This is a genomic window from Phormidesmis priestleyi ULC007 (assembly GCF_001895925.1).
GTDB classification, from domain to species: domain Bacteria; phylum Cyanobacteriota; class Cyanobacteriia; order Leptolyngbyales; family Leptolyngbyaceae; genus Phormidesmis_A; species Phormidesmis_A priestleyi_A.
Genome location: NZ_MPPI01000004.1, coordinates 15,092 through 36,033, shown reverse-complemented (window position 1 = coordinate 36,033; position 20,942 = coordinate 15,092). Strand labels below are relative to the sequence as shown.

The 20,942-nt window shown below is 48.1% G+C and carries 19 protein-coding genes; 11 read left to right on the top strand and 8 right to left on the bottom strand.

Annotation, left to right across the window (positions count from 1 at the left end):
* Positions 1 to 4: 4 nt before the first annotated feature.
* Entirely contained in the window at positions 5 to 2,725 is a 2,721-nt protein-coding gene (locus BRW63_RS05130; protein ID WP_244913161.1) for a U32 family peptidase, read from the bottom strand.
* Positions 2,726 to 2,755: 30 nt separating this feature from the next.
* Between BRW63_RS05130 and BRW63_RS05125 the strand changes: the two genes are divergently transcribed.
* Positions 2,756 to 3,220 carry a hypothetical protein gene (locus BRW63_RS05125; RefSeq protein WP_073069844.1) on the top strand — a complete coding sequence of 155 codons (465 nt, stop codon included), beginning with the start codon at positions 2,756 to 2,758 and terminating at the stop codon, positions 3,218 to 3,220.
* Between the two features lie 360 nt (positions 3,221 to 3,580).
* Here BRW63_RS05125 and BRW63_RS05120 read toward each other — a convergent pair whose 3' ends face one another.
* Both BRW63_RS05120 and BRW63_RS05115 read right to left on the bottom strand, forming a co-directional pair.
* Positions 3,581 to 3,994: an HNH endonuclease gene (locus BRW63_RS05120; protein ID WP_073069843.1), complete on the bottom strand. Its 414-nt coding sequence runs from the start codon at positions 3,992 to 3,994 to the stop codon at positions 3,581 to 3,583.
* A complete protein-coding gene (locus tag BRW63_RS05115) occupies positions 3,995 to 4,204 on the bottom strand; it encodes a hypothetical protein (protein ID WP_073069979.1) in 210 nt (69 codons plus the stop codon).
* A gap of 213 nt (positions 4,205 to 4,417) precedes the next feature.
* Here BRW63_RS05115 and BRW63_RS05110 point away from each other — a divergent pair, with 213 nt between their 5' ends.
* Positions 4,418 to 4,711 carry a DUF433 domain-containing protein gene (locus BRW63_RS05110; RefSeq protein ID WP_073069842.1) on the top strand — a complete coding sequence of 98 codons (294 nt, stop codon included), beginning with the start codon at positions 4,418 to 4,420 and terminating at the stop codon, positions 4,709 to 4,711.
* Positions 4,708 to 5,049: a DUF5615 family PIN-like protein gene (locus tag BRW63_RS05105; protein WP_073069841.1), complete on the top strand. Its 342-nt coding sequence runs from the start codon at positions 4,708 to 4,710 to the stop codon at positions 5,047 to 5,049. Before BRW63_RS05110 ends, BRW63_RS05105 begins: the two co-directional genes overlap by 4 nt.
* Before the next feature lie 59 nt (positions 5,050 to 5,108).
* On the opposite strand, the gene BRW63_RS05100 is transcribed toward BRW63_RS05105, so the two are convergent.
* On the bottom strand, positions 5,109 to 6,281 hold the full coding sequence (locus tag BRW63_RS05100) for a class I SAM-dependent rRNA methyltransferase (protein WP_073069978.1): 1,173 nt from the start codon (positions 6,279 to 6,281) through the stop codon (positions 5,109 to 5,111).
* A 373-nt stretch (positions 6,282 to 6,654) separates the two neighbouring features.
* Positions 6,655 to 7,050 carry a response regulator gene (locus tag BRW63_RS05095; protein WP_073069840.1) on the bottom strand — a complete coding sequence of 132 codons (396 nt, stop codon included), beginning with the start codon at positions 7,048 to 7,050 and terminating at the stop codon, positions 6,655 to 6,657.
* 303 nt (positions 7,051 to 7,353) lie between these two features.
* Between BRW63_RS05095 and BRW63_RS05090 the strand changes: the two genes are divergently transcribed.
* Complete coding sequence (locus BRW63_RS05090) at positions 7,354 to 11,010, top strand: response regulator (RefSeq protein WP_073069839.1); 3,657 nt, start codon at positions 7,354 to 7,356, stop codon at positions 11,008 to 11,010.
* Positions 11,011 to 11,274: 264 nt separating this feature from the next.
* On the opposite strand, the gene BRW63_RS05085 is transcribed toward BRW63_RS05090, so the two are convergent.
* Positions 11,275 to 11,508 carry a tautomerase family protein gene (locus BRW63_RS05085; protein ID WP_073069838.1) on the bottom strand — a complete coding sequence of 78 codons (234 nt, stop codon included), beginning with the start codon at positions 11,506 to 11,508 and terminating at the stop codon, positions 11,275 to 11,277.
* A gap of 156 nt (positions 11,509 to 11,664) precedes the next feature.
* Between BRW63_RS05085 and BRW63_RS05080 the strand changes: the two genes are divergently transcribed.
* Positions 11,665 to 12,327: a TetR/AcrR family transcriptional regulator gene (locus BRW63_RS05080; RefSeq protein ID WP_073069977.1), complete on the top strand. Its 663-nt coding sequence runs from the start codon at positions 11,665 to 11,667 to the stop codon at positions 12,325 to 12,327.
* A 199-nt stretch (positions 12,328 to 12,526) separates the two neighbouring features.
* Entirely contained in the window at positions 12,527 to 12,898 is a 372-nt protein-coding gene (locus BRW63_RS05075) for a sulfite exporter TauE/SafE family protein (RefSeq protein ID WP_073069837.1), read from the top strand.
* Here the strand turns inward: BRW63_RS05075 and def are convergent.
* Both def and BRW63_RS05065 read right to left on the bottom strand, forming a co-directional pair.
* On the bottom strand, positions 12,884 to 13,423 hold the full coding sequence (gene def / locus BRW63_RS05070; RefSeq protein WP_073069836.1) for a peptide deformylase: 540 nt from the start codon (positions 13,421 to 13,423) through the stop codon (positions 12,884 to 12,886). The genes BRW63_RS05075 and def overlap by 15 nt on opposite strands.
* Positions 13,424 to 13,434: 11 nt before the next feature.
* Positions 13,435 to 14,508 carry a superantigen-like protein SSL4 gene (locus tag BRW63_RS05065; protein ID WP_143162007.1) on the bottom strand — a complete coding sequence of 358 codons (1,074 nt, stop codon included), beginning with the start codon at positions 14,506 to 14,508 and terminating at the stop codon, positions 13,435 to 13,437.
* Positions 14,509 to 15,040: 532 nt separating this feature from the next.
* On the opposite strand from BRW63_RS05065, the gene pstS reads away from it, so the two are divergent.
* From pstS to pstB, 5 genes are all read left to right on the top strand, one after another.
* Positions 15,041 to 16,078, top strand: a complete 1,038-nt coding sequence (gene pstS, locus BRW63_RS05060) for a phosphate ABC transporter substrate-binding protein PstS (protein WP_073069976.1) — start codon at positions 15,041 to 15,043, stop codon at positions 16,076 to 16,078.
* Between the two features lie 139 nt (positions 16,079 to 16,217).
* Entirely contained in the window at positions 16,218 to 18,089 is a 1,872-nt protein-coding gene (locus BRW63_RS05055; RefSeq protein ID WP_073069834.1) for an iron uptake porin, read from the top strand.
* A gap of 54 nt (positions 18,090 to 18,143) precedes the next feature.
* Complete coding sequence (pstC, locus tag BRW63_RS05050) at positions 18,144 to 19,136, top strand: phosphate ABC transporter permease subunit PstC (protein ID WP_073069833.1); 993 nt, start codon at positions 18,144 to 18,146, stop codon at positions 19,134 to 19,136.
* Entirely contained in the window at positions 19,133 to 20,017 is an 885-nt protein-coding gene (pstA, locus tag BRW63_RS05045) for a phosphate ABC transporter permease PstA (RefSeq protein ID WP_073069832.1), read from the top strand. The genes pstC and pstA overlap by 4 nt, the downstream gene beginning before the upstream one ends.
* A 3-nt stretch (positions 20,018 to 20,020) precedes the next feature.
* Complete coding sequence (pstB, locus tag BRW63_RS05040; protein ID WP_073069831.1) at positions 20,021 to 20,842, top strand: phosphate ABC transporter ATP-binding protein PstB; 822 nt, start codon at positions 20,021 to 20,023, stop codon at positions 20,840 to 20,842.
* Positions 20,843 to 20,942: the final 100 nt, after the last annotated feature.

Here is a 20,942-nt window from a genome sequence, read left to right as displayed (position 1 = left end):
TTATTCAGAACGTTCCTCTTGTCACCCCTAATTGATTTTGCAGGTTTAACGATCGCCAGAGTTGCGAACCGTTAATTTCTCCCTTAAGAAGTTTTTGATAGCATTCGATCGTGTGTTTAATGTGTTCGGGAGCTTCGTTGACAAATTCAATCCGAAAGTGATTCACTCCTAATTTTACCAGCGATTGAAAATATTCTGCCCCCGTTTGCGCTTTGCCGTTAAACACAGTGTTGCGGCACCCAGCATCGGCGGTGAGAATGTGTTCTGTCCCGACCCGATCGCGTAGTTTTACGTCATGCTTTTCGCAGGGTCGCCCGCAGTTGGTATAGTCAGTTCCGTCTGACATAAAGGCGCAAAACACGCAGTGCTCCATATGAAACATTGGCATGTGTTGATGAATGGTCACCTCAAACCAGTCGGGAGAAGCGCTCGTTAATAGGTCTTGCAGTTGCGAGATGTTTAAATCATAAGAAGCGGTGACTCGCTCTAAGACAAACGTTTGCATTAAATAGTCCGCAGTCAAGGCATTAGCGACGTTGAGCGAAAAGTCTCCGATGCAGCGAGTTTGCTCAAAAAACTGCAACTGATCATAGTTTCGCACTAGATAGCCATCTGCCTGAGCATCGCGCACTTGCTGCAAGATCCAATTTTCTCCAGGTTTGATAATTCGAGGCGGCGCAACCCAAACTTCCTTGCCGTGCTGCCTCACAAGTTGCACCGCTTGTTTATAAGTGCGCGGATCTTCAAACTCACAGTAGAGCGTCTGAATGTCTGTTTCTAACGCGGCTCGAAGTTGACCCAAACTGCGAACTAAGACTAGAAGCCTGGGAGATGCCACCGTGCGATCGAGAACAACAGGAAGCAACTCTGAAAGCATCGCGTTTGAGTCAAACTGCCAGCGTTTAGGCTGTGCCCGGAGGGTTTCTAGCTGGGCAACAATTTCTCGACGAATGCGATTTAGTTCACTCACGGGCAGCATTACAGAGCTGTTGAGATGATTGGTCAAGCAATCGAGACAAAAGGGCGTGTTGCCGAGTCGCCCTAACTGTTCTTGCAGACGATCGCTCGTTAAAGGTTTGCTGTGTGCCTCGACCAACAACATCTCAGACTCGACTTGCACGACATGACCGACGCGATCGCGGGCAATCACCCCCAGAGTTTGTCCGATGTCTCCATAAATTTCAAGGTCAATCGGACGCTGAAAATGAGGCGTATCTCCTGCATAAGTTTGTCTAACTTGATGATCGAGTTCCGGGTCGCTGGTTTTCCAGACGCGATCGCCGAGATGAATTCTTTTGAAGTTCAGCGCACCGCGTCCAAATGCGAGAATTGCGTCCTGTCCTTGACGATCGATCGTGTAAATCCGTCCGCCTTCTTCTGAGGCTTCGGGGTGCCCACTGTCGAAAACTACACCGTCTCCCGGCTTAAGGGGTGCTTGCAGTCGTAGCGTAATCTGTTCATTGCAAATTTGGGTGACTTCGCCCAGGTAAACGCCGCGCTTTTTCCCAAATCGAGCGTGAACTAATGCTTGATTATTAATGCCCTCAAACCATCCGGTATAGAGTCCTCGTGAGAACGCCATCTCAAGGTTATAGCGGTCTTCTGATCCTTGATCGGTTGACTCTAGATCTGACATTGCCCGATCTAGTGCTTGTCGATAGACTCGCGTCACACTTGCCACATATTCAGGGGATTTCAATCGCCCCTCAATTTTGAGACAACTGACTCCTGTTTTAACTAACTCTGGCAGCACGTCTAGCCCCGCCAAATCTTGTGGACTCAAGAGATATTTGCGATTATCTTGATTGCCCAAATCAATCACCTGACCATCTGAAATCAATTCATAGGGCATCCGACAGGCTTGAGCGCATTCGCCGCGATTGGCAGACCGTCCGCCTAGTGACTCACTGGTTAAACATTGCCCCGAATAAGCAACACACAGCGCCCCATGCACAAACACTTCTAACGGCAGCGAGACGTTTTTTTCGGCAATCTGCTGCTGAATTTTGTTGATTTCTTTGATCGAACACTCACGAGCCAGCACTACTAGCTGACAGCCGATCGTTTGGGCAAACTCTACTCCGGCGGCGCTGGTGATCGTCATCTGCGTCGAAGCGTGAATCGGGAAATCAGGTGACAAGTGACGAATTAGCCGACAAATGCCAATGTCTTGCACGATCGCCGCATCAACTCCAGCCGAGATGATGGTGCGGAGATACTGTTCGGCTTCCGCTAACTCTGCTGGAAAAATCAAGGTGTTGAGGGTGACATAACCCTTCACGCCGCGACGATGCAAAAACTCCATTAGCTGAGGCAGATCGGCTTCGGTGAAGTTTTGCGCCCGCATTCGAGCGTTAAACCGATCTAAGCCAAAATAAATCGCGTCTGCACCATTTTCGACGGCAGCTTTGGCGCAATCCCAATGTCCCGCAGGAGCAAGCAGTTCGGGACATCGCAGAAGATTAGCGGGAGACGTTTCGTTTTCAGCAGCGTGCATGAGCGTTGAGAAAATGACTGTTTCTATGATAGTTGGGTGAGCGGGTTGGCGACGAAGACACGCTGGGAAACTTGGGGCGCTCTCATCAAGAATGGAAGCCTTCTGCTCATTGATCGGTTCTAGAATGAGAGGCAGAATGCTCAGCCCGACATAGTTCAGCCCGATATAGTAGTTAGACTGCTTAAGTTTCGGTAGAGACAGTAGCCAGAAAGCTATCTTTTCGAGCAATCTATCAAAAAATTAGTTATGTGACCTCTTATGACTGAACCCAGAAGAAGAGCTATTACGGCATTGGATAACGATATAGGTCAAGAACGATACAAACTGTATAAATCTTCATTCTCTTGGATTAAAAAATCCATAGATGATGGCTATTACTTGGAAGCAATTAGTATCGTAGAAAGTCTAATTACTGATCGTTTGGAGAGCTACTTATCTCTTCTATTCGATAAAGATTTTAGCTTCAAGACTCTTGGAGAACTAATTCAGGCAATCAGATCGGATAAGTTGAACAAAACGGATGAACTCTTACGCTGTCTTGTCCTTAACGATCTTGATCATTGGAGAAAGGCTAGGAATAAAGCTGCACATGAGATGGTGAAAATTGAGGACGGCAAGAGAGTTAGTTGGGAGGAAAGAGTAAAAATCAACAAGACGGTAGCAGAAGCAGGTTTAGAGTTGGTTCGGAAAATCGACAACCAGATTCGGAAACTACGTTCATAAACCACGCAGCCCAACAACGCTGCAATGTTAGCTCGTCAGATCCGAAAGCCAAAGCTAAATCTTAGAGGATGTTTGAAAAGTACAAAAAGCTGCTTCGCTTCGGTTCTGTCCCGCCCTAAAATAAATTTCGAGCTGATAGTCAAAACCCGTTAAAACGGGTTGAAAGCCAATCAGAAGCAGAATCTTGGTTCGTTGAAACGGACTTTCCTTTGTTAGCCCGAAATTTATTTCAGGGTGGGTGTTGCGTTCAACGACTACTTTTCAAACATCCTCTCAAATGCGATCGCCCCACTATCGAACCCGTCCGACGACAAATTTGAGATAGCGTCTTCATCCACTTATTCTGCAACCTCCTTTAATCTAGGGCGGTGGAAGCCGACCCAGAAGTTCTTCCTCCGCTCGAATTGACAGGATTATCGGACGATTCATCAAGAGAGCTTCAACCGTTGCTCGTCCTGTAGGAGTCAATCCGACAACACGAACGTTATCCCATTGAAAATGCTCTTTCCAGATTTGTTGACGTGGGTTAAAAAGATGAGCGGGTTCTCCTGTCACCGGATCTTTAGCCATCTGCCGAGCAGATTTGTGCAGTGAACAAGAGACGCAGGCAAGCGCCAAATTATCTGCTGTCGTTTTGCCATCTGCCACAACAGGTACGATGTGGTCAATGTGAAAGGTTGCCTCTTGCCCTGCTTGAGATAACCTGCAATACTCGCAGCGATTACTTGCTTCTTGGACGACAGATCGACGCAAAGCAGTTGGAATCGTAGACATCTATGCCTGTTTTGTCACCCGCTGCGATCGCAGGTGAATCAGCGATAAGAATTCTGCTAACTCGACCAATCCTTCTGCTTCTTGACGTTCTGCTTGAGTCAGTTCTTCACCTGTGTCTTGGCGATCGAGCAAACGTTGAAGCCGTTCTTGGACAGCATTTGGAAGTCGAAAACGAGTCAGTTCAGCGGGGATCTCAATTACTTCAGACATCTCCATGTTGCTCCAAGTAATCAGGTCTATGAAAGGTAGTGTAGCCCATGTTGCACCACTCATCGAACTCGCCCAACCACAAATTTGAGATAGCGTCCTTCTGGAAACTGCGCCGGGACGGGATGGTCGATCGTCCCTTGATTGGCTGAAGCATAAACAAAACTCAATCAGGTAAACTAGAGGTAGCGATAGTCCTACTAAATAATCAGTTCTATGATTGCTGAGACTCCCTCTCGCTACGTTACTCGCAACTCTGAGATTTTGAGCGGAGAGCCAATTATTATCGGCACTCGTACATCAGTCCGCGCCATTGTGGGTTTGTGGCGGTTAGGCGTGATGCCAGAAGAAATTCTCAACCATTTGCCGCATCTCACTCTGGCACAAGTGTTTGATGCCCTGAGTTTCTATCTCGATCATCAAACAGAGATTAATGAGTATATTGAGCGAAACCAAGTGCCTGATGAGTTGGTACATCCATCTGTAAAGGCGGCATTGGGCACATCGTGACAATTTTTGCAGCACTTTACACCGATGAGGATATGTCGGCATTGGTTGCTGTACTGTTGCGATCGCGTGGTCTTGATGTCACAACTGTTCCTGAACAGGCAACCCTCGGCAGAACCGATCGTGAACAGCTTAAATTCGCAACTTCTCTGGGCAGATGTATTTTGACCCATAACCGAGTCGATTTTGAGCGGTTGCATCTCGAATACGTGGAGGACAAACAACACTCTGGGATTATTATTGTGCCTCAGAAAAATGCTTACGAAGTCGCAGGGCGGATTGGCATTCTAGTGAGTGCGCTGACGGCTGATGAGATTATGAATCAATTGCTATATGCCTAAATTTTTTGCACGAGACTGTCTACGATCTACTGTCACCAACAGCGTCTGCGATCGCCCCACTATCGAACCCGTCCAACCACAAACTTGAGATAGCGTCCTTCTGGAAATTGCGCCGGGACGGGATGGTCGATCGCGTGTCCTGCTTCATGAATGATTTGAACGCGTCGCCCTGCTGAGGCACCTGCGGTCGCCAACATATCCTTAAACGCTTCAGGACTCACCTGACTTGTGCAGCTTGCCGACACCAGCAACCCATTGGGAGCGAGACATCGCAGCGCTAAAGCATTGAGTTTGGTGTAGCCGCGCAAAGCAGCATAGCGGTTTTGCTTGCTCTTGGCAAAACTGGGCGGGTCGAGAATAATTAGGTCAAAATTGCGTTTTTCTTGAGCGTAACCATCCAACAACTCAAAGCAGTCTTGAGTGATGAATTGATGTCGGGTAGCATCGAGATGATTGAGGGCAATATTCTGGTCTGCCGACTCTGCCAACCCTTTGCCGATGTCTACACTCGTGACATGGCGGGCGTTGCCGCGCAGCGCATAGAGTGAAAAAGCGCCCGTGTAGGAGAAACAATTCAGCACGTCTCGATCGCGACTCAGCCCTTCGACAAACCGCCGATTTTCGCGATGGTCGAGAAACAATCCGGTCTTTTGTCCGGTGTGCAAATTTACTTGAAACTTTAAGCCATGTTCCTCCACGATTAATGCTTGAGGAGCGGGTTTGCCCCATAACAGTTGAGTTTTGCTATCACCGTCTGCCCGATCGCCGTGCTGAGTTCGTAGGGAGATGCCTTCAAGTGGTTTAATTGCGATCAGCGACTTGACGAGCCAATCTAACAGTTCTTCTGCCCCCGGCATATAGGTTTGCACGACCGCAAAATCTCCATATAAATCGACAGTTAACCCTGGCAGTCCATCTCCCTCGCCAAACAACCAGCGATAGGCGGTGCAGCCTTGATCTCTGAGCGCCGATCGCAACTCCCAGGCGGCTTGAATCTGCTGTCGAAACCAGGGAGGTGTGGGGAGATCACGATCGGAGAAAATGCGGACTGCGATCGCGCCATTAGCATCCCACAATCCATAGCCTGTCCAGCCGCCACAGCGAACTTTTACCCAACTTCCTGACGATAAATGCACCGCTTCAGAAATGTGATTTCGATAGACCCAGGGATGCCCTTTGACCAAGTGGTCTTTGAGAGTGGTGGGTAGATAGATTTCGCGGAGCTTTGCCATTGAGATGGAGATGCGTTGGGCAACTACTGTGACAGATTTTGCCAGTCGCCGCAATCGTATTCGACGATCGTGCTAATTTTTGAAAACTATTGATAAGTTTTAATTTTTTCTTTATGATTCGGGTATGCAATTTTGATAATCTCAGGATCAAGTATTCGAGCCGATGTCAAACACACTATCTGAAACGAAAATGTGTCGAAAAGCTATGCAGCGAGATTATTCAGAGATCCGGCAAGAAGATTGGGTGCAGGATTTGCTTGACAAACTGACTCTAGAAGAGCAATTGGTCGTTTTAGATGCGTTCAAAAGTCTCAAAAGATTCAAGTTCAGAAAACATCTTTAAATCTGGTTCAGTTGATTGTCTTTCCTGAACTTACTTCTGTGTAGTTAAGACTGATTCAACTTTCGTCAGCACTTCTTCAAAATCGATCGGCTTCCGAATCAGTCCATTGACTTTCACCGTCTCAAGCGCCGATGGCTGAAGAGAATCGTGACCCGTCACTAAAACAATCGGGAGCGACGAAAGTTTTTGATTTTGGCGAATCTGTTGCGCCACTTCAAAACCGTTCATCTCTGGCATCATGACATCTAACAAAACGAGATCAGGAGGAGACGCGCTAATCTTAGCGATCGCGGCACGTCCGCTATCGGCGATTTCAACCTGATAGCCTTCACCCTCTAAAAGCACTTGCAGCAAGTAAGAGTTATCGATCACATCATCGACGACCAAAACGCAGGGATTCCTACGCTGAGAAGACCAGTAATTCATCGGAGTTCTCTGCTCTAGAACTAGATTTCCACTTAGATTGTCTTATCTGGAATGGCAAGATCCCCTCTTCCTGGAGAAAGACTTGTGCGTTTTTGCTCCATAAAAATGTCCAGTAGATTTAATTCAAAAAATTATACTTCAAGATGTCAAAATCTACACTAAGATATACATCGCTAACAACTATTTTCGCTATCAAAGAGAGAATGATCGAGCCGTCGTTCAGCGATTAGAATAGTCAACTCATTGATCTGTCTTCAAACTTCGCTATCCTTGATTTAGAAACGCTATCGGCAAAGTCTCTTCATGTTAAACCGCTTAAAGATTGGCACCAAAATTGGCTCAGGCTTTGCCCTCGGTTTAGCAATCTTTTCTGTCGTGGGGTTTATTGCTTATCGGGGCACTCACCAGCTTGTTGAAAGTGCCCGTCAAGAAACGCACACCTATCAGGTGCTAAATGAGCTAGGAGAAATTTTCTCCCTTGCAAAAGACGCTGAAACTGGGCAACGCGGCTATATTCTCACGGGTGAACCTCGCTATCTTGAGCCTTATCAAGCAGCAATCAGTAAGCTAGACCAGAAGATTAGCGGTGTTCGACAGTTAACCGCAGACAACCCCAGCCAGCAGCGCAATGTTGAAGTGCTGGAGCCATTGGTTAGAGGTAGACTTGCGGTGTTGAAAGAAGGAATTGACCTGCGTCGCACCAAAGGGCTTGACGCATCGCTTGTCATAGTTCGTAGCGATCGTGGCAAACGATTGATGGATGAGATTCGTCGCACGATCGGGCAAATGGAAGCCAAAGAGCGAGACTTACTTCGGCAACGCACCGGGGCTGCTGAGACTGCTGCCCGTGACACGATCGCAAGCATCACTTATGGCGTTCCACTCGCGCTAGCTCTGCTCACATTGTTAGGAGTTTTGCTCAATCGGCACATCTCTAAACCGCTCGATGACGTTTCTAAAGTGGCAGAAAAAGTTGGGGATGGTGATTTGGCGGTAAGTCTGCCCGTCACCGATCGTCAAGATGAAGTTGGGGTTTTATCGCGCACGATCAACCACATGATCACTCGTTTGCGCGAAAGCACTCAAAAAAATGAGGAGCAAACCTGGCTCAAAACAAGTTTGGCGGACGTGAGTCAAATGCTGCAAGGGCGGCGCAATCTGGCGACGATCTCAAACGCACTGTTGTCAAATTTAGCCGCGATCGTCGATGCCCAGCAAGCCGCATTCTATGAACTCGATATCCGCAATGGTCAACCTCGATTAATCCATTTGGGGAGTTATGCGGGTGATGAGTCACGATCGCGAGTCAACTCGATCGCGTTGGGCGAAGGGTTAGTCGGACAGTGTGCCCTCGAAAAGCGCGCCATTGTGTTAAACAATGTTCCTAGTGATTATTTTCACATTCATTCAGCGTTAGGCAGTGTCTCTCCACGCAGTTTAATTGTGTTGCCTGTGACGTTTGAAAAACAGGTGGTTGCAGTGATTGAGCTTGCCTCGTTGCAGCGTTTTACCGATGCTCATCTAGCCTTTCTAGAGGAAGTGAGTGAAACGATCGGGGTAGCACTTAACACGATCGCGGCTGATATGCGAACTCAACAACTTCTAGAAGAGACTCAAACACTTGCTGAAGAACTGCAAGCCCAACAAGCAGAACTACAAGACAGCAATCAGCAGTTAGAAGGACAAGCGAGAGTTCTTCAGGCATCAGAAATGCGGTTGCAGCAACAGCAGGAAGAATTGCAGCAGTCAAACGAAGAATTGCAGCAGTTAAACGAAGAGTTAGAAGAAAAAGCAGAGTTACTCGAAGTTCAAAAGCAAGAAGTTGAACACAAAAATCAAGAGATTGAGGAGGCGAGACAAGCGCTAGAAGAGAAAGCCGCACAGTTATCGCTGTCGTCAAGATATAAGTCAGAGTTTTTGGCAAATATGTCTCACGAGTTGCGAACTCCATTAAATAGTTTGCTGATTTTGGCACAATTACTGAAAGAAAACTCTGAGGGCAATCTGAGCGCAAAGCAGGTGGAATATAGCTGCACTATTCACTCTGCTGGAAGAGATCTGCTGGAATTAATCAACGATATTTTAGACCTCGCAAAAATCGAATCGGGCACGTTGTCGATCGACCCTGAGCGGCTCTCATTTGCCAACCTAAAAAGCTTTTTAGAGGGCACGTTTCAGCAGGTTGCCCAAGCTAAAGGACTCAGCTTTACGATCGAACTCGATGCTCACCTGCCTCAGATCATTTCGACCGATGCCAAGCGTCTGCAACAAATCCTCAAAAATCTGCTGTCTAATGCCTTCAAATTTACTGAACGAGGCGGCATTGTCCTTCGCATTCACCTAACAGAGGTGACGTTGCTCAACACGCTAACCGAAAATCCGACGATCGCCTTCTCGGTCACAGATACAGGGATTGGCATTCCGATCGAGCAACAACAGATCATTTTTGAAGCGTTTCAGCAAGCCGATGGCACAACGAGTCGCAAATATGGCGGTACAGGGCTAGGGCTGTCTATCAGCCGCGAATTGGCTTATCTTTTGGGCGGTGTGATCAAGGTGGTGAGTTGTCCCGGAGAGGGCAGCACGTTCTCATTGTATTTGCCCCAAACTTATCAGAAACCAGACACAGATATTAGTAACCCTGAAGAGGTTTTGCCGTCGGTGCGCCCCGTCAGCCCATCGGTGGTGCCTGCGATAGAGCCAGTGGCTGCTACGCTATCTATGAACGAAGTTGCGGACGATCGAGACATCATTCAACCGGGCGATCGCGCCAGCCTGCGGGATGAAAATCGCGTTCTGCTGATTATTGAAGATGATATTAACTTCGCTCGCATCTTGCTCGATTTATCAAGGCAGCAGGGCTTCAAGGTTTTGGTGGCGCTACGCGGCGGGCCGGGGTTAAATCTGGCGCGGCGGTTTGTTCCTGATGCAATTTTGCTCGACATTCATCTGCCCGATATGGATGGCTGGACGGTGCTCGATCGTATTAAACATGATCCCGATATTCGTCACATTCCAATTCATATTATTTCGAGTGACGATCGCTTGCAGCGGGGTTTTCAGCTAGGCGCGATCGATTATTTGCAAAAGCCAATTTCTTCAGAGTCGTTAACAGAAGCGCTATCAGAAATTAAGAGTTTCGTCGATCGTCCGATTAAACGCCTTTTAGTAATCGAAGATGATGCGGTGCAAGCTCAAAGCATTATCGAACTGATTGGGAATGGTGACGTTGAGAGTACGGCAGTTGGCTCAGGGGAAGACGCGCTAGAAGCCCTGCGATCGACGCACTTTGACTGCATTATTTTAGACCTGGGCTTGCCTGATATGAACGGCTTTGAGCTAATGGAACAGATTCGGCAGCAGTCGGGCCGATCGAAACCTCCGATCGTGGTTTACACGGGCAAAGAGTTAACTCGCCAAGAAGAAACTCAACTGAAGCGATTAGCCGAAACAATCATTGTCAAAGACGTGCGATCGCCAGAGCGATTACTCGACGAAACGGCGTTATTTCTGCATCGAGTGCAAGCCAATTTGCCTCAGCCCAAGCGTCAAATTTTAGAAGATTTACGGCAAACAGATTCAGTTTTGACGGGCAAAAAAGTTCTGATTGTCGATGATGATGTGCGGAACATTTTTGCGATTACCAGCCTGTTAGAGCGTTATCAAATGCAAGTCGTGTTTGCTGAAAACGGCAGAGACGGCATCACCACGTTAGAAGAAAATCTCGATGTCAACATTGTGTTGATGGATGTGATGATGCCAGAAATGGATGGTCATGAGGCAACTCGCGCGATTCGATCGCAAAATCGTTTTCGATCTTTACCAATCATTTCGCTGACGGCAAAAGCGATGCAGGGCGATCGCGAAAAGTGCATCGAGGCGGGCGCTTCTGACTACATCACAAAGCCAGTTGACACCGATCAATTGCTTTCGCTGCTGAGAGTTTGGCTATATCGGTAAGTGCCGATGTTGTCTTGAGTGCCTAATAACTTAACGGCAGTTCGACAGAAGTAGTTCGCTTCGAACAGCTTTGCTGAGCCGAAGGCAGTGTGAATTTGGGAGAGCTCCCTGAATTCCCCATTCTGGGGGATTTAGGGGGTAGAAGCCACCGACAACGAAGCGAAAAAACTCGTCGAACTAACATTAACTCAATCTTAGCGACCCGACCCACGGAGGGTCACGCTTGCAATCACAGCGCGATGATCGGGTCACTGCGGCGCAGGGTTAGGTGTTGACTTTGGACTTGCCCGCTGCAAGTGCCTGCACATCGTGAGTGGTAAGGGAATCGCCACCAATTCCCCAGTCGCCGCTCTTAACCTCTTCGATCACTACCCACGTCACTGGGCGCAGGTTCTCGCCTTCGATCGACACCATTGTGTCAGTGAGCTTGCGGATCATCTCCTGTTTTTGCGCTGACGTGAAAACGCCTTCGATCAGTTTCACATTTACTAAGGGCATAGGTTTTCTCCAGTCTGTAAGTTTGAGTTGTTGGGAAGAACAGTATATAAAACGACCGTTCGTTCTTTTACTTACCTCGATTATGACGACCGTTCGTGCTACTGTCAAGATATAAATGTTACTTTATGTTATGTTATGAGCGTTGATTCGTTATCTATGATCAGTTCCGAAAGCGACGAACCCCGCCGATCGAAGGGACAGTCCAGCCGCACCACCATTCTGCTCACTGCGGCGAAGCTGGCAACCACGAAGGGACTGACTGGCTTGTCGCTTGGAGACCTAGCCACTGAAATTGGGATGAGCAAAAGTGGACTCTACGCGCACTTCAAATCCAAAGAAGAATTGGAGTTAGCGACGATCGAAACAGCAGCCGTGATTTTTGATAGTGAAGTGCTTCAGCCTGCAATGAAGGCGCAAGCAGGAACTGAGCGGCTCAAGACATTGGCTAGTTCATTTCTTTCACATCTCGAACGCAGAGTTTTTCCGGGTGGATGTTTTTTTGCCTCAGTCGCTGCGGAGCTTGACACACGTCCTGGTCCAGCGCGTGATCGAGTCGTTGAGATATTGGGCAATTGGCTGGCATTATTGAGGCAGTGCATCCTTGAGGCGCAAGACTTGGGAGAGATAGATCCCAATACGGAAGTTGATCAGGCGGTTTTTGAAATCGAGTCCATGCTTTTGGCTGGGAATTTTCTTTTTGTGATGATGAACGACCCGATTCATCTGACCCAAGCGCGCAGGGGAGTGGAAAATGTATTAGCCCGACTCACGGTGAGGATGGAGCCGAAGCAGAAACGATCGGCGCACGGGATGCCATGATTTTGCGTAAGGGTACTGCTGTGCCATGCTCGTACAGAAAAAGTAGGGGCACGACTGTCGTGTCTCCTCCCACGATCGTTCAATCTGTCGCAATCGTTTTTGAGAGGGTATCGCAAAATCTAGCTTTGATGACTCCTTTTTGAGAAAGGTTGCTCTACGATAAAGTCTTCTACAAACACGGTTGAAGGGAGCTTATCGAATGTCTACTGAGATTATTCAACTATTGTTGATTGGGTTAGCGGCTGGCATTGCTGGCGGCATGTTTGGCATCGGAGGCGGTGCGATTATGGTTCCGGCAATGGTGCTGTTAATGGGAATGGATCAAAAGTTTGCAACCGGAACGTCGATCGCGGCTCAAATTCTCCCGATCGGAGTTCTAGGCGCGATCGTCTATCAGCGCAATGGCAATCTCAACGTTCGAGATGCTGTTTTGATCGCAGCAGGCTTATTAGTCGGCAATCTTTTTGGAGCGCTATTCGCTAATCAACCGCTCATTAGTAGTGAATTGATGAAAAAACTCTACGGCATTTTTCTGTTTGGAATTGGTGCCCGTTATTTATTCTTTCGCTAACGCTTCCATTTGTCTTTGATATTCTTTTTCGGTCACTAACGCTTCAGTGGTTTCGACTCGATCGAGAAACACCATGCCATTGAAATGATCGAATTCGTGCTGAAAAATTCGGGCGATGAAATTGGTCATTTCCATTTTTTGTAGCGTGCCATTGCGATCGGTATATTCAATCTCGACTGCCTGATATCTTGGCACCTTCCCCCGAATCCCCGGAATGCTCAAACACCCTTCCCATCCGATGACTGTTTCGGTTGAGTGCGACAAAATACGTGGATTCAAAATCGCAGTCGGCTGCATCTCTGGCGCAGTTGGGTAACGAGGATTAGGACGAGATGCCACAATCATCAACTGAGACGATCGCGCGACTTGTGGGGCGGCAATACCTACTCCGTTTGCCTGTTTAACCGTCAACAACAAATCGTCAATCAGCGTCTGAATTGTTTGATCTTGAACGTTCAAAATCGGTTGTGCAGTCTGACGCAAAATGGGATGTCCCAATTCAATAATTTCTAGTGGTTCACTCATAACAACCTCTGCTAACCTGGAGCCTTCTCAAAAACATAAACCCAACCGCCACCATCTTTAGTGGGAGCGATCGTGAGATAGCGCGAGTAAGAATTTTTGGTGATTTGATAAACAGTGCCGCCCCCATAACTGCCCGATGCTGTCACCGTAAATCCAATATTAGCTAATTGCGACTGCAACTGTGCATCTAACTGCGCCAATGGAACTGTGGTGCCTGCTCCGATCGCGGTGGCTTTTCCTTGATCAAACTCGATGCCTGATGCTGAAACAAAGATCGGGTCGTTCAGTTCTTGTTCAGGATTATTCGTCACAAAGTTGACCTGATCTGCAAGCTCTGTGAAGAGTTGAGTTAGCTCTAGCTTTTCTGGTGGCTCAGTTTGAATCTTGGTGTCTTTGGGAAGCGAATTAATATCGATCGCATTATCCAGCAGAAAGAAGACCGTTCCCTTACCAGCGCGGGTCATTAGGTGCAGATATTTTGTGACTCCGCCCTTGGTAACTGAAATAGCCTTAACGTCGCCAAGATTAGTCGGAGATCCAATTTCAAACTGTTTTTTAGGGAGTTCACTCCTAAAGAAAGCCTCTACGGTTGTTAACGGATCACCCGTCTGAAAACTCAACGGACTTAGCGCTGCTGGCAGTGACTCAAAAGAACCCGGCTTGGCATTGGCATAGCGAGGAAAATCGGCAAACGGATTGTTAGCTGCTGGGGCTGACTTGGAGGCTGCGGCGGTTTCGGGTGCAGATTCGACGGGTTTTGGCTTGATCAGTGACGGAATCGTGATCGCATTGGGGCGGGCGGCTGGCATCACACGCTTGGGCGACGGCGCGATCGTGGCTTTAGCCAACGGTTGAGCCTTTGACTTTGACTGGCTGGTGGGCGGTAGCTGGGTGACTTTGACCGTCTTTTCTGGCGTGGGTTTTGACGGCTGATTTTCACCCGGAAGAGGCACAAACAGCAATAGCGCATGAAGCCCCACTGAAGCCAATAACATCGGCCGAACAATTGTCTTCACCGGAGTAGGCAAATTGTTCCAGAAAGGAAACTGGGGAATCGACGGAAGTTTTCCGAATTCGCGCTGCATGGCGGTTGTTGAAAATAGGGGGCTGAAATCGTTGAAATCTAAAATTACTTTGGTAAAGCGATCGCTCTGAACAAAACAGTTTTTTATCAGTTTAGACAACAAATCGCGGTAGATTCAAGCTATTGAAAGCCTTAAATAAATTAACCCTATAAAGAATTAGGGATTACACATTTGATAAACGATTTAAGAGCGATAAACTGATATCTAAATCAAGAATCTATCACTCATCCCAAGTTCTTTGAATCGCTCTAAGTCTCTAAACTTCAAAAGTTTTCAGAATTTTATATTAGATAATCGCTCCTCAGAGGGATTGTATCTAAGAATGTCACCTGTAAGCATAAATATTAGCTGTTTTAAGCCGAAATACTGAGATAAACTTAGCTCAAAGTTCATCTTAAACTGAACTTTACCCAAAATTAACTATTATTTATTCATCCGTTTGTTTGTGCTTAACCACTTAAATTGTAGGGTTGTCAGAGATTGTTTGATTGATCACTCAATTTCTAATCAGTCTTTGCTTGAGGAACGCACAATGGCTTTTTCAACAGTTGCTTTTCGTCGAACATTGACAACCTCGGTTGTCACCGCAGCGATCGCCTTTGCACCGATTCTCACAGCGATCGCTCAAGCAGTCACGCTCAACGGGGCAGGAGCGACATTTCCGGCTCCGCTTTATGAACGCTACATCGCTGAGTTTCAGAAAAAAAATCCTGACATCAAAGTCAACTATCAGGCGATCGGCAGTGGTGGCGGCATCAAACAAGTCATCGCCGGAGTGGTCGATTTTGGCGGCAGTGACGCTGCTATGACGGATGACGATATCAAAAAAGTCGGAAAAGGGGTGATTTTGGTGCCCACCGCAGGCGGCGCAGTTGCCGTAGTTTATAACCTGCCAGGTGTTTCTAACCTCAAACTTTCTCGCACGTCTCTACCCGAAATTTTTGCAGGGCGCATTACTCGCTGGAACGATCCTAAAATCGTGAAAGACAATCCAGGTGTCAATCTGCCCAACACAGAAATCAAGAGTGTTGTCCGCGCCGATGGCAGTGGCACCACGTTTATTTTTGTCAACCACTTGAGTGCAGTTAGCCCCTATTTCAAGGGCAGAGTGGGTGTCGGCACGGCTCCTAAATGGACGACTAACCCCATTAAGGGCAAGGGAAATCCTGGCGTTGCGGCTCAGGTGTCTCGCACCGCTAACAGCATTGGCTATGTTGAATATGCTTACGCCAAGCAAAACAATCTGTCGATCGCTCAGGTGCAAAACCAGAAGGGCGAGTTTATGATGCCGTCGGTTCAGTCGGCAAACGAAGCCCTTTCGACCGTTACGTTTCCCGATAACTTCCGCGTGTTTGAAGGCGATCCCAAATCTGGCTACCCGATCACGGGGCTGACTTGGATGATGGTTTACAAGCAATATGATCCGGATAAAGCGGCGGCAATGAAGAAGTGGATAGAGTGGGTATTGACTGATGGTCAAGCGCTCAACAATGGGCTTGACTATACGCGCATTCCGTCTGACACGGCAACCCGCGCTCTACAAGCGGTCAAGAGTGAAGTCAAGCCTTAGTCGTTAAGTCAATCGTTCGTAGGAACGTTCCCTGAGAATGCTTCTACGAACGATTAGTCTATGGTCAACCATGATTGATTGACCCGATCGCGACTCTCTAATGTTTGTGTTCTCAATGTTTTTAGTGTGAGGAGTTGAAATGTCTCAAATTATCTGGAGATCTCTATTAGTAGCCCCAATGGGTGTGACGGCATTGCTCGCTACTTCTGCCTCCGCGCAGACCGATGTTAAACCAGTTTTAGCCCAGGAGCCAGTATCAATCGCAGCGCCGCGCTCAAATAATCCTGCTCAATCAGTTTTAGCCCAAGAGCCAGTATCGATCGAGGCTCCGCAATCCATTGAGACTCTGCGTTCGATCGACACTTTCCCCGAAAACTCTTCTACAGTGATGGGTCAAGTGACATCAGTGTCGCAACTCTCAGATGTCAGACCCACTGATTGGGCATTTCAGGCACTGCAATCGCTGGTAGAACGGTATGGTTGCATTGTCGGTTATCCCGACAAAACCTTTCGCGGCAATCGCGCACTGACTCGCTTTGAGTTTGCGGCGGGCTTAAATGCGTGTCTCGATCGCGTCAACGAATTAATTGCGGCGGCAACGGCTGATTTGGTCAAAAAAGAAGATCTGGTAACTCTGCAAAGGCTGCAAGAAGAATTTGCGGCTGAGTTGGCAACGCTTCGGGGTCAGGTAGACGCACTCGAAGCTCGCACAACCACGCTAGAAAAGCAGCAATTCTCGACGACAACTAAGCTGACTGGAGAGGTGATCTTTGCAGTCAATGGCGCGATCGGCGGCGATCGGGCGCTCAACTCTGACCAGCAGCGTCAAGTCGATAACGAACGAACGGATGCTCAGAGAGAAGCACGACGCAACACGTTTTTGCCAAACGGTCGAGGTGTGCGCGAAAACACAACGTTTAGCGATCGGGTTCGACTCAACCTCGATACGAGTTTCTCAGGGAAAGATCGTTTGAGAACTCGACTGCAAGCCAGAAACATTGTCCAGTTTAACGTCGCAACAACGGGCACCAACATGACCCGTTTAGGATTTGATGGCGATCAAGGCAATGCTGTTGAACTTTCGCGTCTAGAATATCGCTTCCCGCTCGGCGATCTGACGACGGTGTTTATCGGCACGGGCACCAATGATGGGCTTGAATATAACGACAGCATTCCAACGCTAAGTCCTACAGAGTCTAGCGCCAACGGTTCGATTTCACGCTTTGGTCGATTTAACCCCATCTACCGCGCAGGCACAGGCACCGGATTGATCCTAAATCATAAATTTGGTTCCGAATTCACCTTCGGCAGCAAATTTAACCTTTCTTTGGGCTACCTAGTGCCAACAGGAGTCGCGAGCAACCCGATTAACGGCAACGGCTTGTTTAACGGCAACTATGCCGCGCTGGGACAACTGGTGTTTCAACCAAGCCCCGCATTGAGTCTTGGTTTCACTTATGTGAATGCTTTTTACCGTAATGGCTCTGGAGTCTCAGGCGGCACTGGAAGCGCATTTGCTGACAGCCCGTTTAACAACGCTACCACCATCACGCCGACGACCACCAATGCCTTTGGGCTAGAGGGGAGTTTCCGGCTCAGCCCCGGCATGATTCTTTCGGCATGGGGTGGCTACACTCGCGCAGAAGCACGGAAGACAGGGGGCGGCACGCCTGCTGACCCGATCATCAACAGGGGCGATAAAGCCGATATCTGGAACTGGGCAGTGACGCTAGCGTTTCCTGACTTCTTGAAAGAAGGCAACCTGTTAGGTCTTGTCGTCGGTCAGCCTCCTAGAGCAGGGGGCAGTGACTATGGAGTCAGAAACCCGTTGGTTAATCAAGCGCGTCGTCGCGACCTCGATACGTCTCTCCATCTTGAGGGATTTTATCGCTATCGTATCAATGACAACATCTCGATCACACCGGGTTTGATCGTGATCTTTAACCCAGAACACAACAACAGCAACGACACCACGTATATCGGCACCATTCGGACGACTTTTGCGTTCTAAATAATCCGGGGCGCGGCCGGCCGTGCCCCTACCCCGTTCACACATGAAATTGGTATGACTGCATCTCCTGAACCTGCCAAGAAATCCATCAGTCGAGACATGCTTCAAGGGGTCAATCTCACGGGTCAAGAGGGCAATCATTCTCTAGTTGACCAGGGGTTTACCTGGCTTGTTCAGGGAGTCTCTGTGTCAGTCGTGGTCATTCTAGGCTGGATGAGTTGGGTGATTTTTGGGCAAGCCCGACCCGCGATCGAGCAGTTTGGTTTAGGCTTTCTCTGGACTCAAAACTGGGACGTTAATGAACTCGTATTTGGAGCGCTGCCTTACATTTATGGCACGTTGGTGAGTTCTGCGATCGCGCTGTTCATTGCCCTGCCGATTGGGTTGGCGGTGGCGATCGTCACGAGTGAAAGTTTTTTGCCGCCCTGGTTACGATCGCCGATCGCGTTTATTGTCGAACTGATTGCCGCGATTCCGAGTGTGATTGTGGGCTTGTGGGGAATTTTTGTGCTGATTCCATTCCTACAGCCGATTCAACAATGGCTATTTCAGCACTTTAGCTGGATTCCTATTTTTAATTCTGAGCCTGCGGGCCCAAGTATGTTAATTGCAGGCATTATTTTAGCCATTATGATCTTGCCAACGATCGCAGCCATTAGCCGCGATGTGTTAATTGCCATTCCCAAAGAGCTTCGCAGCGCCTCGGCTTCTCTGGGTGCAACGCCATGGGAGACGACGTTTAGAGTGCTGTTGCCGTCTGCTATTTCTGGCATCCTAGGTGCGGCAATGTTGGGGTTAGGCAGAGCGTTGGGTGAAACGATGGCAGTCACAATGGTGATTGGCAACTCCGATCAGATTAGCCTTTCATTATTAGATCCCGGCAATACCATTCCGGCTCTGTTAGCCAATCAGTTTGCTGAAGCGAGTGATGGGCTGCACATTGGCGCATTGATGTACCTAGCATTAATTCTGTTTGCCTTAACCCTCATCGTCAATATGATCGCGATCGTCATGGTCAAGTTTCTGAGCGCGAACGGTCAATCATGAAGCAGACTTCAATCACTCCAGAACTTTGTCGCCCGTTGTCTCCGGCACGAACGGTATTTAATTATGGAATGACGACGATCGCATTCCTACTTTCAGGACTTGCGCTGTTACCACTCCTCGCAATCTTGCTAGAGATTTTGCGTCAGGGCGTTCCAGGCTTAAAGTGGGAAGTGTTGACTAATTTACCTGCTCCAGTGGGCATGGAAGGCGTACCCAATGGGTTTGCTAACGCGATCGTCGGCACGTTAATTATGGTCGGAATTGCCTCTCTGATTAGCATTCCGGTGGGGATATTAACAGCTATTTATCTAGCGGAATTTAGTCAAGGAAAAGCGATCGCTCAATTGATTCGCTTTGTGGTGACTGTGTTAAGTGGTGTGCCCTCGATCGTGGTGGGAGTGTTTGCTTATGCGGTGGTAGTGTTGACGGTTAAAGGATTTTCAGCATTAGCAGGGGGATTTGCCCTGTCGATTATCATGCTGCCGATCGTCATTTTAGCTACCGAAGAAGCTTTAAAGTTAGTGCCCACCTCGTTAAGGCTTGCGTCTTCTGCTTTGGGGGCAAGTCGATTTCAAACTGTGTTCCGAGTTACGATCGCGACTGCGTTACCTGGAATTACTACAGGCGTTTTACTGGCGGTGGCTCGTGCGTCAGGAGAAACGGCTCCGCTGCTATTCACGGCGCTGTTTAGCCAAAATTGGTTTGAGGGTTTGACGAGTCCAACTGCTTCTCTATCCGTGATGATTTATAACTATGCCAGTTCTGCTTATGCCGAGCAAAACAAACTGGCGTGGAGCGCTTCTGTGATTCTCGTTGGCATTGTTTTATTCGTTAATATTGCATCGCGTATTGTTACTTCTAATCGTTTCAAGAATCGTTAGATTATGCAGTTTAGTTTTCATGATTCAGCAATCAACGCTTCATCAACCAGCGATCTAATTCCAGCGCTGCGGGTCAAAGATTTGGCGTTTTATTATGGTAGCCAGAAGGCGATCGAGTCCGTCTCAATGGATATCTATCAAGGGCAAGTCACCGCCATTATCGGGCCGTCTGGCTGTGGAAAATCTACTTTTCTCAAAGCCCTCAATCGGATTAGTGAGCTTGAAGGAGTGGTGCGTGTCGAAGGTCAAGTCGAGTTTTTTGGTCAAGACATTTACAGCCGTCAGGTCAATCTCAATCGATTACGTCGCCAGATTGGGATGGTATTTCAAAAGCCAAATCCTTTTCCGAGCAGCATTTATGACAATGTGGCCTATGGCGTGAGAGTGTTTAGCCGCCCTAATCGAGTCAGCCTAGACGAAACTGTTGAATCTGCCTTGCGTAGTGCGGCACTGTGGAATGAGGTCAAAGACAATCTCAGTAAGTCGGCATTGGGACTATCGGGGGGACAACAGCAGCGTCTGTGCATTGCTCGTGCGCTGGCAGTCAAGCCCAAAATTTTGCTGATGGATGAGCCTTGTTCGGCGCTTGACCCGATCGCCACAATGAAAATTGAAGAACTAATCGATAGTTTGCGGCATGAACTGACGATCGCGATCGTGACTCACAATATGCAGCAAGCGTCTCGCGTCTCTCAATACACGGCTTTTTTTAGCACCGATGAAAGTCGGATTGGTCAACTCGTTGAGTTTGGCGCTACGACTCAGATTTTTATGGCAGCGTCTCAATCTCGCACAAGAGATTATGTGCAAGGTCGGTTTGGTTAAAGCAGTCTCTAGCTAAAGTCTGATCACTTACGATCGCAGTTCTGTCTTAAGGAGCTACTTAACTGATCAGAAGTTTCCTAGTCTAAAGGTGAAATTCACA